13 protein-coding genes are annotated in these 13,257 nt (G+C 71.9%); 2 read left to right on the forward strand and 11 right to left on the reverse strand.

Translation table 11 applies throughout. From position 1 onward, the window contains the following. Nucleotides 1–2: 2 nt before the first annotated feature. The 7 genes from AB0C01_RS25800 to AB0C01_RS25830 all read right to left on the reverse strand — a co-directional run bounded on the left by AB0C01_RS25800 (nucleotide 3) and on the right by AB0C01_RS25830 (nucleotide 6,174). Nucleotides 3–812 (reverse strand): SAM-dependent methyltransferase, encoded by an 810-nt coding sequence (locus AB0C01_RS25800; RefSeq protein ID WP_357572346.1) that lies wholly within the window; start codon nucleotides 810–812, stop codon nucleotides 3–5. A gap of 193 nt (nucleotides 813–1,005) precedes the next feature. Then, the gene (locus tag AB0C01_RS25805; protein ID WP_357255609.1) at nucleotides 1,006–1,515 is read right to left on the reverse strand and encodes an NUDIX domain-containing protein; all 510 of its coding nucleotides are present in this window, start codon (nucleotides 1,513–1,515) and stop codon (nucleotides 1,006–1,008) included. Between the two features lie 60 nt (nucleotides 1,516–1,575). Then, on the reverse strand, nucleotides 1,576–2,217 hold the full coding sequence (locus AB0C01_RS25810) for an SRPBCC family protein (RefSeq protein WP_357255611.1): 642 nt from the start codon (nucleotides 2,215–2,217) through the stop codon (nucleotides 1,576–1,578). Continuing rightward, nucleotides 2,217–2,582, reverse strand: a complete 366-nt coding sequence (locus AB0C01_RS25815; RefSeq protein ID WP_357255614.1) for a metalloregulator ArsR/SmtB family transcription factor — start codon at nucleotides 2,580–2,582, stop codon at nucleotides 2,217–2,219. The genes AB0C01_RS25810 and AB0C01_RS25815 overlap by 1 nt, the downstream gene beginning before the upstream one ends. 27 nt (nucleotides 2,583–2,609) lie before the next feature. After that, entirely contained in the window at nucleotides 2,610–4,700 is a 2,091-nt protein-coding gene (locus AB0C01_RS25820) for a xanthine dehydrogenase family protein molybdopterin-binding subunit (RefSeq protein WP_357572347.1), read from the reverse strand. Further along, nucleotides 4,697–5,680: a xanthine dehydrogenase family protein subunit M gene (locus tag AB0C01_RS25825; protein WP_357572348.1), complete on the reverse strand. Its 984-nt coding sequence runs from the start codon at nucleotides 5,678–5,680 to the stop codon at nucleotides 4,697–4,699. Before AB0C01_RS25825 ends, AB0C01_RS25820 begins: the two co-directional genes overlap by 4 nt. Further along, the gene (locus AB0C01_RS25830; protein ID WP_357572400.1) at nucleotides 5,677–6,174 is read right to left on the reverse strand and encodes a 2Fe-2S iron-sulfur cluster-binding protein; all 498 of its coding nucleotides are present in this window, start codon (nucleotides 6,172–6,174) and stop codon (nucleotides 5,677–5,679) included. The genes AB0C01_RS25825 and AB0C01_RS25830 overlap by 4 nt, the downstream gene beginning before the upstream one ends. A 111-nt stretch (nucleotides 6,175–6,285) precedes the next feature. Between AB0C01_RS25830 and AB0C01_RS25835 the strand changes: the two genes are divergently transcribed. Next, nucleotides 6,286–6,882: a nucleotidyltransferase family protein gene (locus AB0C01_RS25835; protein ID WP_357572349.1), complete on the forward strand. Its 597-nt coding sequence runs from the start codon at nucleotides 6,286–6,288 to the stop codon at nucleotides 6,880–6,882. An 82-nt stretch (nucleotides 6,883–6,964) separates the two neighbouring features. On the opposite strand, the gene AB0C01_RS25840 is transcribed toward AB0C01_RS25835, so the two are convergent. From AB0C01_RS25840 to AB0C01_RS25855, 4 genes are all read right to left on the reverse strand, one after another. Further along, complete coding sequence (locus tag AB0C01_RS25840; protein WP_357572350.1) at nucleotides 6,965–8,341, reverse strand: GH1 family beta-glucosidase; 1,377 nt, start codon at nucleotides 8,339–8,341, stop codon at nucleotides 6,965–6,967. Nucleotides 8,342–8,370: 29 nt separating this feature from the next. Continuing rightward, on the reverse strand, nucleotides 8,371–9,210 hold the full coding sequence (locus AB0C01_RS25845; RefSeq protein WP_357255623.1) for a carbohydrate ABC transporter permease: 840 nt from the start codon (nucleotides 9,208–9,210) through the stop codon (nucleotides 8,371–8,373). Next, a complete protein-coding gene (locus AB0C01_RS25850) occupies nucleotides 9,203–10,195 on the reverse strand; it encodes a sugar ABC transporter permease (RefSeq protein ID WP_357572351.1) in 993 nt (330 codons plus the stop codon). The genes AB0C01_RS25845 and AB0C01_RS25850 overlap by 8 nt, the downstream gene beginning before the upstream one ends. A gap of 70 nt (nucleotides 10,196–10,265) precedes the next feature. Then, entirely contained in the window at nucleotides 10,266–11,564 is a 1,299-nt protein-coding gene (locus tag AB0C01_RS25855) for a sugar ABC transporter substrate-binding protein (protein WP_357255627.1), read from the reverse strand. A 237-nt stretch (nucleotides 11,565–11,801) separates the two neighbouring features. Between AB0C01_RS25855 and AB0C01_RS25860 the strand changes: the two genes are divergently transcribed. Next, nucleotides 11,802–13,001, forward strand: a complete 1,200-nt coding sequence (locus AB0C01_RS25860) for an ROK family transcriptional regulator (RefSeq protein ID WP_357255628.1) — start codon at nucleotides 11,802–11,804, stop codon at nucleotides 12,999–13,001. The last annotated feature ends 256 nt before the right edge of the window (nucleotides 13,002–13,257 follow it).

Below are 13,257 nucleotides of genomic sequence, written 5' to 3' on the forward strand. Positions count from 1 at the left end.
CGTCAGAGCACGCGGGCGACCCCGCAGTAGCCATCGACCGGGGCCGGGGGCCTGCTGTCGGTCCGCCAGTGCCCCAGCGGCACGACGCCCGGCTCGACCAGGTCGAGGCCGTCGAAGAACGCCGTGAAGTCCGCGACCTCCCGCAGGTGGTACGGCAGAGCACCGCTTTCGTTGTACTGCCGATGCGACTCGATGACCCGCTCGCTGGTAGCCGTACCGTCGGACATCGCCAGGAAGCTGCCCGACGGTAGGGACGAGACCAGAGCGTTGACGATGGCCTGGGCCTCGGCCGGCTTCTCGACGTGACCCATGACGCCCAGCAGCATCAGCGCGATCGGCGCACCGAAGTCCAGTGTGTCGCGGGCGTCCTGGACGATCTTCTCCGGGTCGCGCAGGTCGGCGTCGACGTACTGGGTGGCACCCTCCTGGCTGCTGGTCAGCAGCACCCGGGCGTGCGCGAGAACCATCGGGTCGTTGTCGACGTAGACGACGCGCGCCTGCGGCGTGATCCGTTGGGCGACCTCGTGGGTGTTGTCGGCCGTGGGCAGGCCGGTACCGACGTCGAGGAACTGGCGGATCCCCGCCTCCGCGGCGAGATACGTCACGGCTCGTCCGAGGAACGCGCGCGAATACCGTGCCGCCTCGACGATTTCCGGGAAGACGGCCCGTACCTGTTGGCCGACCTCGCGATCCGGGGCGAAGTTGTCCTTACCGCCGAGCCAGTAGTTCCACACCCGTGCCGAGTGCGGCACCGTCGTGTCCAGCTTGGCGGCCGAACCTCCGGCCGGCTGCTCAGCGTGGTCCTGCGACATGTCCGTCTCCTCTTACCAGCCATGCGATGTCGAGGCCGCAGCCTAGCGGCGCGGCGGCGCTCGCATGATACTGCGGATCGACGGAACCCTTGATGGCGGCAACGGCCACGGTCAGAGGTCGTCGGGCCACCAGAATGGATCGAGGCTCTTGCCGTGGCCGCGTGGGCAGGTGCCGTATCCGATGCTGGAGACGTCAGGAGGTGGCGGTCAGGAACTCGGCCAGGACCCGCGTGTGGGTGGAGAACGCCAACTCGACCGGGTCGGAGAGCACGAGCCACTCGGTGGCCTCCTCCGTCGGCGTCGACGGTGGCAGGTCCTCGGCCGCTCGCTCGGGCAGCACTCCGAAGATCATCATCGTGCCGCCGTGCGGGGCGCCGCGCACCGCGAGCAGTCGGGCGTCCTCGGCGGCCGCGACCAGGCCGGTCTCCTCCCGCAGCTCACGAACGAGGGCGTCGGACCACTCCTCGCCGTACTCGACGAAGCCGCCCGGCAGCGCGAGCAGCCCGCGGGCCGGCTCGATGTCCCGGCGGACCACCACGACACCCAGGCCGTCGGCCGTGCGGACCGGCAGCACCGCGACCGCCACGGGCAGCGGGTTGCGCCAGACGGTCTCGCCGCAGGCCGCGCAGACCCGCGGCCATCCGGCGGCCGGCGGGTAGGCGGCGCCGCAGTAGGAGCAGTGCGAGTACGGCGTGCCGGTCATCCGCAGCACGTTACCCCCCCGCCGCCGCCCACTCTGCCGCGCCGCCGCCCGCGCTCAGGCTCAGGCCTCCGGGGCGCCGGTGTAGAAGGCGGTGGTACGCGCGGCGGCGGCGTTCGCCTCGTTGGGGTCGGTGCCGGCGGCGATGCTCGCCGCACCCCACAGTCGGCTGCTCAGCTCCACGGCCCGTCGGCCCTCGGGCGAGGCGCTCCACTCGGCAGCCTGCTCCGGGGTGACCCCGCTGCCGTCGCCGGCCAGGTGGGTGGCGAGACCGAGGAACCCGAGGTCCCAGCCGACACCGACGGCGCCCGGCCCGAACTGGGCCCACCGGTCCTGGTCGACGTGCGCGATGTGGTCCAGGTCGAGGCGTGCCCGCTCGTCGTCGACCGGGGTGATCCGCACCTCGATCCAGCTCACCTCGCCGCCCATTTCCCAGGTGGCGGTGAAGCGGTGCGGCGGCTCGCAGCTCTCGACGACGCCGTGGGCGTTGCCCTGCAGCTCGTACTTGCCGTGCAGCCGCAGGTCGCCGGAGATCGGCAGGAACCAGCGGGGGATGCGCTCGGCGTTGGTGCAGGCGTCCCACAGATCCTCGGCCGTCGCCTGGTAGGTCTGGCTGATCGTGGTCACCCGAGCCTCACCGGCCTCCAGGGTGCGGCTGCCGACCGTGCGCCGCACGGCGTTGATCTGCTCGGTGGCGTCGAACATCAGGTGTTCCTCTCGTCGGGTGGGTCGGCTGCCTCGCGCAGCCGGCGCTCGCGTCGGCCCCGGGCCAGTTCGGTGGCGAGTGCCGCCAGGGGCGGGGTCCAGAACCGGCGGAAGTGCTCCAGCCAGCCGTCGACCTCACGCAGTGGCCGTGGGTCGACCGCGTACAGCCGCCGGGTGCCCTCCGGCCGCACGGTGGCGAAACCGTTGTCCCGTAACACCTTGAGGTGTTGGGACACGGCGGGCTGGGAGATGCCGAACTCGTCGCGGATCACCGCGCTGACCGCGCCGGCGGTCTGCTCGCCGGTGGCGAGCAGCTCCAGGATGCGGCGCCGGACCGGATCGCCCAGCACGTCGAAGGCGTGCACGCGACAGTTATATCAGCAGAAGCTTATTTAAGCCAAGCGTGATAACCCGATCAGCTTGTCCAGTCGGATCGGCAGGTCCCGGATCCGCACGCCGGTGGCATGGTGCACCGCGTTGGCGACCGCCGCCGCCGCGCCGACGATGCCGATCTCGCCGATGCCCTTCACCCCGGCCGGGTTCAGCTCGTCGTCGCGCTCGTCCAGCCAGTACGCCTCGATGGACTCGACGTCCGCGCAGCCGGTGATGTGATAGGTGGCCAGGTCGTGGTTGACCCAGTCGCCGTACCGCTCGTCGAGCAGGCCCTCCTCGTGCAGGGCCATCGACAGCCCCATCGTCATGCCGCCGATGAGCTGGCTGCGGGCCGTCGTCGGGTTCACCACCCGGCCGGCCGCGAACACGCCGAGCATCCGGTTCAGCCGTACCTCGCCGGTGTCCGCGTCGACCCGCACCTCGACGAACTGCGCCCCGTAGGCGTACCGGGGCAGGGCGGGCTGCCCGCCCACCTCCTCGGTGGTGTCCGCCTCGGCGGTGACCTCGCCGGTCGGCGGCCCGCCGTCGCGCAGCTTGTCGCGCAGCGCCTGCGCGGCGCGGATCACCGCCCAACTCCAACTGGCGGTGCCCATCGAGCCGCCGGCCAACGGCGCGGTCGGCAGGGCGCTGTCCCCGATGTGGATCTCCACCCGTTCCGGCGGCACCCCGAGGGCGTCGGCGGCCACCTGCCAGATCGCCGTCCGGGCGCCGGTGCCGATGTCGGTGGCGTCGATCCGGACCAGGAAGCTCCCGTCCGGTCGGGCGGTGGCCGTGGCCGACGACGGCCGGGCCCGGGCCGGGTAGCTCGACCCGGCCATCCCGGTGCCGATCAGCCAGCGCCCGTCGCGCCGGGCGCGGGGCGTCGGGTCCCGGTCGGTCCAGCCGAACCGCTGCGCACCCTCGCGCAGACAGGACACCAGGTTGCGGCTGGTGAACGGCCGCCCCTGGTCCGGGTCGACCGCGGTGTCGTTGCGGATGCGCAGCTCCACCGGGTCGACGCCGACGGCGATGGCCAGCTCGTCCATCGCCGACTCCAGGGCGTACGCGCCGGGGCACTCGCCGGGGGCGCGCATCCAGAACGGGGTCGGCACGTCGAGGCGGACCAGCCGGTGCGTGGTGCGGCGGTGCGGTGCGGCGTACATGCTGCGGGTGTAGACGGCGGTCTGCTCGGCGAACTCCCGGACGGTCGAGGTCTGGCTGATCGCGTCGTGGCAGATGGCGGTGAGTCGCCCGTCGGTGTCGGCGGCGAGGCGGACCCGCTGGATGGTGGGGGTGCGGTAGCCGACCGGCCCGAACAGTTGCTGGCGGGTCAGCGCCAGCTTCACCGGCCGGTCCACGTGCCGGGCCGCGAGGGCGGCCAGCACCACCGAGGACTTGGCGTACCCCTTGCTGCCGAAGCCGCCGCCGACGTGCTCGGCGACCACCCGGATCGACTCCGGGGGCAGCTCGAACATCTCGGCGAGGGTGGCCCGCACCGGTGACGCGCCCTGGGTGGAGTCGTGCACCAACAGCCGGCCGTCGCGCCACTGTGCCGTCGTGGCGTGCGGCTCCATCGGGTTGTTGTGGTACGCCGGCGTGCGGTACGTGGCGTCCACCCGCACCGGTGCCGCCGCGTACCCGGCGTCGAAGTCACCCTCGGCGGTGTCCGTCGGGTAGCTGGGGTTGACGTGGTCCGGCTGGTACAGGCCGGGGTGGTCGTCGGTGAGCACGGTGCTGTGCGGGCCGGCGTCGTAGTCGATGCGGACCAGCCGGGCACCCTCCCGGGCCGCCTCCAGGCTGGTGGCCACCACCACGGCGACGTACTGCCCCCGGTAGTGCACCGTCGGCTCCTGCAACAGCCACAGCTCCGGCTGCGGGCCGGGTGCCATCCGGGGCGCGTTGCCGTGGTGCACCACGGCCAGCACACCGGGCGACGCCAGCGCCTCCGTGGTGTCGATCCGGGTGATCCGGCCGCGCACCACCGCGGACGGCACCGCCCAGCCGTAGGTGATGCCGTCCACCGGGTACTCCACCGCGTACCGGGCGGTGCCGGTGACCTTCGCGCGGCCCTCCAGCCGGGGGTACGCGTGGCCGACCGCGTCGGTGCTCACGACGCCGCCAGCTCGCTGAGCGCCCGCACGGTGATGGCCCGGGTCAGCGGCACCTTGAAGCCGTTGTGCCGCAACGGGCGGGCCTCGGCCAGCTCCGCGTCGGCGGCCCGCCCGGCCAGCTCCGGGCTGAACTGTCGACCCCGCAGCTCCTCCTCGGCCCGGTACGCCCGCCACGGCCGGTGCGCCACCGCCCCGTACGCCAGCCGCACGTCGCGGACCACGTCGCCGTCGAGGTCCAGCACGGCGGCCACCGACCCGGCGGCGAAGGCGAACGAGGCCCGGTCGCGCACCTTGAGGTACGTCGAGCGGCGCGCGGCCGGCAGCGGTGGCAACCGCACGGCGGTGATCAGCGCGCCCCGGGCCAGGGTGGTCTCCCGTTCCGGGTGCGTGCCGGGGGCGCGGTACAGCGCGGTGATCGGGAGGTCGCGGGGGCCGTCGGTCTCGTGCACCTGCACCACCGCGTCGAGGGCGGTCAACGCCACGGCCAGGTCGGACGGGTGGGTGGCCACGCACTGTTCGGACCAGTCCAGCACCGCCAGATCGCGGTTCTGGCCGTGCAGGGCGGCGCACCCGCTGCCCGGCTCCCGCTTGTTGCACGCCTTGCCGGTGTCCTGGAAGTAGACGCAGCGGGTGCGCTGCAACAGGTTGCCGCCGGTGGTGGCCATGTTGCGCAGCTGTCCGGAGGCGGCGGCGAGCAGGGCGCGGGCCAGCACCGGGTAGTCCCGGCGGACCACGGGGTGGGCCGCGAGGTCGCTGTTGCGCACGGTCGCGCCGATGCGCAGCCCGCCGTCGGGCAACTCCTCGACGGTGTCCAGGGGGAGCCCGGTCACGTCCACCAGCACGTCGGGGCGCTGCACGCCGAGTTTCATCAGGTCCACCAGGTTGGTGCCGCCGCCGAGGTAGGCCGCGTGCGGTTCCGCGCCGAGCACGGCGACCGCGTCGGCCACGTCGACCGGCCGGTGGTAGCGGAACGCCCTCATCGCGTCGCGGCCGTCTCGCGGACGGCCGCCACGATGTGCGGGTACGCGGCGCAGCGGCACAGGTTGCCGGCCATCCGCTCGCGGATCTCCGCGTCGGTCAACTCGGCGGACCTGTTCAGGTCGTCGGTGACCGCGCTGGGCCAACCCCGGGCGACCTCGTCGAGCATGCCGCGGGCGGAGCAGAGCTGCCCGGGGGTGCAGTAGCCGCACTGGAACGCGTCGTGCGCGATGAACGCGGCCTGCAACGGGGACAGTTCGTCCGGCCCGGCCAGCCCTTCGACGGTCACCACCGACCGGCCGTCCACGGTGACCGCGAAGACCAGACAGCTCTTCACCCGCCGGCCGTCGAGCAGCACCGTGCAGGAGCCGCACTGGCCGTGGTCGCAGCCCTTCTTCGCCCCGGTCAGGTCGAGGTGCTCGCGCAGCGTGTCGAGCAGGGTGGTGCGGTTGTCCAGGGTCACCGCGCGGGTCGCGCCGTTGACCTCGACCGTCACCCGGGACGAGTGGCGCTCGTCGGTGGTCGTCGCGTTCTCTGCTCGGTCCGGCACCGGCCCAGACTAGCTTTACCGGTACAAATAAGGGCGAATAACACAGGAGGTGACCGGGTGCCGGACCCATCGGTGACCGCCGGGCTGCTGCTGGCCGCCGGCGCCGGGCGGCGGTACGGCCTCCCGAAGGCGCTTGTCGAGCTTGATGGTGAGCCGCTGGTGCGGCGCGGGGTCCGGCTGCTCGGCGACGGCGGCTGCGCACCCGTGCACGTGGTGCTCGGCGCGGGCGCCGACGAGATGCCCGCCCTGCCCGGCGCGGTGTCGGTCCGGCACGACCGCTGGTCCGACGGGCTGGGCTCGTCGCTGCGCCGGGGCCTGGCCTCCCTGCCGGCCCACGTGCCGGCCGTGGTCGTGGTCCTCGTCGACCAGCCGCTGCTCAGCCCGGTCGCGGTCCACCGGGTTCGGGCCGCGTACGCCGACGGCGCGGTCGTCGCGGTCGCCACCTACGCCGGCCGGCCGGGGCACCCGGTGCTGCTGGGTCGGGAGACCTGGCCGCTGCTGGACTACTACGCCCTCGGCGACCGGGGTGCCCGCGACCTGCTGCGCGACCGGCCGGACCTGGTGGTCGAGGTGCCCTGTGACGACGTCGGGTCCCCGCTGGACGTGGACACCCCGGCCGACCTGCTGCGGCTGCGCACCCTCATCGACGGGTGAGCCAGCGGGCGGGTCGTCCGAACGGAGACGGGAACGGCCGCCCGGGGTCGACACCCCGGGCGGCCGTTCGCGCCGCCCCCGTTCAGGCCACCGGCGTCGCGGTGCCGGTGGTCCGGACGAGCCGTTGGTGCGCGCGGATCAGCTCGGCGTAGCGCAGGCCGCTCGCCTTCACCGTCCGACGCTGGGTGGCGTAGTCGACGTGCACCAGCCCGAAGCGCTTGTCGTAGCCGTACGCCCACTCGAAGTTGTCCAGCAGCGACCAGACGAAGTAGCCGTCCAGCGGAACCCCCCGGGCCACCGCCGACGCGCACGCGGCCAGGTGCTGCTCCAGGTGGTCGGTGCGCTCCTTGTCCTCCACCCGGCCGTCGGCGGTGACCTCGTCCGGCCAGGCGGAGCCGCTCTCGGTGACGATGATCCGGCCGGGCCGGTACTCCTCGTGCACGTCGACGAGCAGCCGTTCCAGTCCCGCCGGGTACATCTCCCAGCCCATCGCGGTCTCCACCGAGCCGGGCACCGGCACCTGCCGGGCGTACGGGGCCGGGCCGGTCGGGTCGTCGACCACCAGTTGGCGGAAGTAGTAGTTCACTCCGAGGAAGTCGGTGGGCGTGGCGATCACCGTGAGGTCGTCACCGCGTACCGGTGGCTCGACACCGTAGGTGGCGATCATGTCGGCGGGGTAGCCGCGCCCGTGGATCGGGTCCAGCCACCACCTGTTGACGTGCCCGTCGGCCCGGCGGGCCGCCGCCACGTCCTCGGGTCGGTCGGTGGCCGCCTCGATCGGGCTGAGGTTGAGCACCAGACCCACCGAGGCCGGCCGGGTGGCGTTGGCGCGGATCGCCTGGGTGGCCAGGCCGTGCCCGAGCAGCACGTGGTGTGAGGCGTGCACCGCGCGGGTGAGGTCCCGCTCGCCGGGGGCCATGGTGCCGTCCAGGTGCCCGATCCAGCACACGCACAGCGGCTCGTTGACCGTGTTCCAGTCGCCGACCCGGTCACCGAGGCGGGCGGCGACCACCGCCGCGTAGTCGGCGAACGCCTCGGCGGTCGCGCGCTCCGGCCAGCCGCCGCGATCCTGCAACGTCTGCGGCAGATCCCAGTGGTAGAGCGTGACGAACGGCCGGATCCCGTCGGTGAGCAGCGTGTCGACGAGCCGGTCGTAGAAGTCCAGCCCGGCGGGGTTGACCCGACCGACGCCGTCGGGCATCACCCGGGGCCAGGCCACCGAGAAACGGTACGCGTCCACGCCGAGCCGACGCAGCAACGCGAAGTCCTCGGGCCACCGGTGGTAGTGGTCGCAGGCCACCGCGCCGGTGTCGCCGTTCTCGACCTTGCCGGGGGTCGCCGAGAAGGTGTCCCAGATGGACGGCGCCCGGCCGTCGACGTCGACGGCCCCCTCGATCTGGTACGCCGCCGTGGCGACACCCCAGAGGAAGTCGGGTGGCAGCTTGGACAGGTCGGGCACGGGACGGGTCTCCTCTGGGATTGACTGACTCACTTGACCGCGCCGGCGGTGAGCCCGGCGACGAAGTACCGCTGCAGGGCCAGGAACCCGACGACGACCGGGACGCTGACCACGAGCGAGGCGGCCATGATCTGGTTCCAGTAGACGTTGAACTGGGTGGAGTAGCCCTGCAGGCCGACGGCCAGGGTGCGGCTGCCCTCGTCGGTCATCACCGACGCGAAGAGCACCTCGCCCCAGGCGGTCATGAACGCGTACACGGTGACCGCCACGACGCCCGGCACGGCGGCCGGCAGGATGACCTGGAACAGGGTGCGCAGTGGCCCGGCGCCGTCGACCTGCGCCGCCTCGTCCAGGCCCCGGGGGATCGAGTCGAAGTAACCGACGAGCATCCAGATCGAGAACGGCAGCGAGAAGGTCAGGTACGTGATGACCAGACCGGTACGGCTGGCGTACAACTCGATGCCGGTGGCGTTGCCGAGGTTGACGTAGATGAGGAACAGCGGCAGCAGGAACAGGATGCCCGGGAACATCTGGGTGGACAGCACCGTCACCGTGAAGACGCCCCGGCCGCGGAACCGGTACCTGCTGACCGCGAACGCGGCGAAGATGGCCACCACGACCGAGCAGATCGCCGCGATGCTCGACACCACCAGGCTGTTCACCAGGTACCGGGCCAGTGGCACGGTGCTCCACATGTCGATGAACGGTTGCAGCGTGGGCCGGCTGGGCCACCAGGTGAAGCCGTTCTGCACGTCCTGCAACGGCTTCGCCGCGGAGGTCACCATCACGTAGAGCGGGATGACGACGAAGAGGGTGAGCAGGGTCAGCACGATGCGCCGGCCCCAGCGCTCACCGGCGGTCTCACGCATGGTCGTCCCTCCGACGGTTGGTGATCAGCAGGTAGGCGGCCGAGACGATCATCAGGAACAGCAGCAGCGCCACCGACATGGCCGAGCCGGAGCCGAAGTCCCAGGTCTTGAAGGAACTGCGGTAGATGTGGATGGAGATGAGGTCGGCCTGCTCGGGGGCGGAGCCGCCGAAGAGCACGAACGGGGTGTTGAAGTCGTTGAAGGTCCACAGGAACAGCACCAGCAGCAGCACCCGGTTCACCGGCCGCAGCATCGGCAGGGTGACCGAGCGCAGCCGACGCCAGAACCCGGCGCCGTCGATCGCGGCGGCCTCGTACATCTCGCCGGGCACGTTCTGCAGGCCGGCCATCAGGCAGAGGAACGCGAACGGCCAGTTGCGCCACACCGACACCACCAGCAGCGACCAGAAGCTGTTGTCGCCGATCAGCCAGAACGGCCGCTCGTTGAGCAGCCCGAGCTGGTCGACCAGCACGTGGTTGACCAGGCCGGTGTCGCGTTGCAGCAGGAAGCTCCAGGTGATCACCGCGGCGTAGACCGGCAGGGCGTACGGGGTGAGGAAGAGCGCCCGCAGGATCGCCCGCCCACGGAACGGCTTCTGCAGGACGACCGCCGCCGAGATGCCGAGCAGCCAGGCGAACCCGACCGAGAGCACGCTGTAGGCCAGGGTGATCCAGAACGAGTGCAGCAGTTCCTTGCCGGCGGCGCTGTTCAGATCCAGCGTCGCCCGGTAGTTCTCCAGTCCGACGAAGGGCGCGGTGGACCAGTTGCGAATGTGGAACTGGGTCAGCTCCAGCAGGCTCATCCAGACCCCGACCACCATCGGGATCACGTGGATGGCGAGTTCCAGCACGATGGCCGGGGCGAGCAGCAGGTACGGCAGGAGGGAGCGGCGGGGGCCGCGGGGCCGGCGGGCCGGCTCCCGGGCCGGTGACCCGGCCCGGGGTTCGCGCCGGTCGGCGTCCGGCGCGGTGGTGCTGGTTGCCATCGGGGTCCTCTCGGAGGCGGTGGCCGTGGCCAGGCTCAGCGCCTGACCACGGCCACCGGTGACGCCTGGGTCAGCGCATCTTCTGCTGCGCGTCGGTCAGCTTCGCCTTCACCGAGGCCTCGGTGACCGGCTTGCCGCTGGCCGCGTCCGCGAACAGCTCCTTCATCGCGGTGCCGACCAGGGTCTCGAAGGTGCTCTCCTCGGGCACCTGCGGCAGCGGGGCCGCCGTGGTGACCAGGGTCTCCTGGATGGTCTTCTGCTCGGTGGCGCTGAACGCCGGGTCGGAACCCGCGGTCTTCACCGCCGGCAGCGAACCGTACGTCTTGTTGAGGATCGTCTGCTCCTCGTCGCTGGTCATGAACTTCACGAAGCTCAGCGCGCCGTCCTTGTTCTTGGTGTGCTTGAAGACGGCCATGTTGATGCCGGCGACCATGCTGTTGACCTTCTTGCCGCCGGCCGGCGGGCTGGCCAGGAACGGCACCGGGGCCACCCCGTACGCGTCGGCGGGCATGTTCTGCGTCTTCAGGTTCGAGCCGGCGGACTGCCACAGCAGCATGGCGGCCTTGCCGTTGGCGAAGTCGGAGACCGACTGGTTCTGCGCGTACTCGGCGTTGCTCGGGTTGGTGATCTTGTCGGCGGCCATGAAGTCGATGTACCGCTTGATCGCCGAGACGTTCTGCGGGGTGTCGAAGGTCGGCTTGCCGGCCGAGTCGAACCACTCGCCGCCGTACTGCTGGCTGAAGGTGAACGCGTGGTGGGCGTTCTCCGACGGGTTGGCGCCCTCGATGGCCAGGCCCCACTTGCCGCCGGTGCTCAGCTTCTTGCCGTACTCGGCGAGCTGCTCCCAGGTGGTCGGCGGCGCGGTGATGCCGGCGTCGGCGAACGACTTCTTGTTGTAGTACAGGCTGTACGCCATGCTGTAGAGCGGCACGGCGGCCGGCGGCTTGCCGGGGGCGCCGGCGGCGGCGAGCGCGGCGGGCACGATCCGGTCCTTGCCGCCGACGGCCTGCAGGGTGGCGTCGTCGAACTCGACGAGCGCGCCGGTGGCCTGCAACGACGCCGACCAGGTGTTGCCGATGTTGACCACGTCCGGGCCCTTGCCCGAGGCGGCGGCGGCGAGCAGCCGGTTGAGCAGGTCCGACCAGGGGACCACCTCGACGGTGACCTTGATCCCGGTCTGCTTCTCGAACTTGTCCAGCTCGGGCTGGAGGGTCGTCTTGTCGGCCTCCAGGCTGGCGCCCTGGTTGCTGGCCCAGTAGGTAAGCGTCTTGGGCGATGCGGCGGAGTCGTCGCCGGAGCCGCCGCAGGCGGTCAGCGAGGCGGCGGCCAGTACGGCGGCGGTGAATATCCCGAGGTGTCGTCTCGACACGGGTCAGCCCTTCCGGTGCGTGGTGGGGGTCCGCCGACCTCCGTCGCCGATAGGGGTCGGGCGACGGGTGGCCGGCTGCGGGACAGGGTTCGGGGGTGCGCCGTCGGGGTCCGTCGGCGTTTCCCGGGAGTTACATCACGGCTTAATTTATGTCGTCATTAAAGTGGTTGGCCGGTGGGTCGTCAAGCACGAGGCGGTTACAGTCGCCTCGAACGACCGACGGGAACGAGGTGTCGAGTGGAGCTGGCGCGTGCCACCAACCGCAGTGTGCGGCTGCGCAACCGGTCCGCCCTGCTGACCAAGCTCTTCCTCGACGGCCCGCTCACCCGACAGGACCTGGTGCGCAGCACCGGGCTGAGCCAGCCGGCGGTCAGCAACGTGGTGGCCGACCTGATCGACGAGGGGCTGGTCGCCGAGGCCGGGGCCGCCGAGTCCGACGGTGGGCGGCCCAGCATGCTGCTGCGGATCGCGCCCCGCTTCGCGTTCCTGGTGGGCGTGGACGTCGGTGAGACCCGGGTCCGGGTGGAGCTGTTCGACTTCGCGATGACCCTGCTGGCCAGCGTCGAGTATCCGCTCGACCCGGCCCGCACCGAGCCGGACCTGGTGGCCGGGCACGTGCTGGCCGGCATCGACGCGGTGACCGGTCAGGCGCAGGTGGCCCCCGGCGACGTGCTCGGCGTCGGCATCGGCGTCTCGGGAGTCGTCGAGCAGGGCGTCGAGGCCGTCGTGCACGCCCAGGCCCTCGGCTGGGACCGGGTGCCGCTGGAACGGCTGATCAGCGCGGGCACCGACCTGCCCCTGCACATCGACAACGGCGCGAAGACCCTCGGCCAGGCCGAGATGTGGTTCGGCGCCGGCCGAGGCGCCCGGCACGCCGTCTTCGCGCTCGTCGGCTCCGGCGTGGGCGCGTCGGTGGTGACCGGCGGTGCCACCTACCGGGGCGCGTCCAGCAGCGCGGGGGAGTGGGGGCACACCACCCTGGTGTACGGCGGCCGGGCCTGCCGGTGCGGCGCGCGCGGCTGCCTGGAGGCGTACGTGGGCGCGGAGGCGATCATCGACCGCTACCGGGAGGCGCGCCGAGGTCGACAGGTGCCGGGCGAGGACGAGGAGTCCCAGCTCGCCGCGCTCGTCGCCGCCGCCGACACCTCGGTCACCGCCCGGCGGGTGCTGGACGAGACCGCCGGCTACCTCGGTGCGGGCGTGGCCAACCTGATCAACCTGTTCAACCCGGAGCGGGTGGTGCTCGGCGGCTGGGCGGCGATGGCGCTGGGCGACCTGCTGCCGGCCGTCCGCGAGGCCGCCGGTCGGCAGGCCCTGCGCCAACCGTTCGAGCAGGCGTCGATCGAGCTGTGCCGCCTCGGCGTGGACGCGGTGGCGTTGGGCGCCGCCACGCTGCCGATCGCCCGCTTCCTCACCGAGGGCGGCGTCCGCCGCTGAGCCCCACCCCCCCCTTTTTCTTGTTGATCAAGAGGTTTGCGTCAGGAATCACGCCTGGGATGACGCAAACCTCTTGATCACCGGGTGAACACGACCGGCGGCGGCTGCGGCGAATTACACAAAAAGAATCCTCGGGATAAATAACGAACTTATAGATCGATGTCTTGACGCCGCCGCAATCTCGCCGCAACACTCCTACGAGAGCGCTCTCCGACCCGCGGCGTCGCGTCGGCGGCACCACCCACGGCACCACGGG

It is taken from the genome of Micromonospora sp. NPDC048905, assembly GCF_040649655.1.
Classification (GTDB): Bacteria; Actinomycetota; Actinomycetes; order Mycobacteriales; family Micromonosporaceae; genus Micromonospora.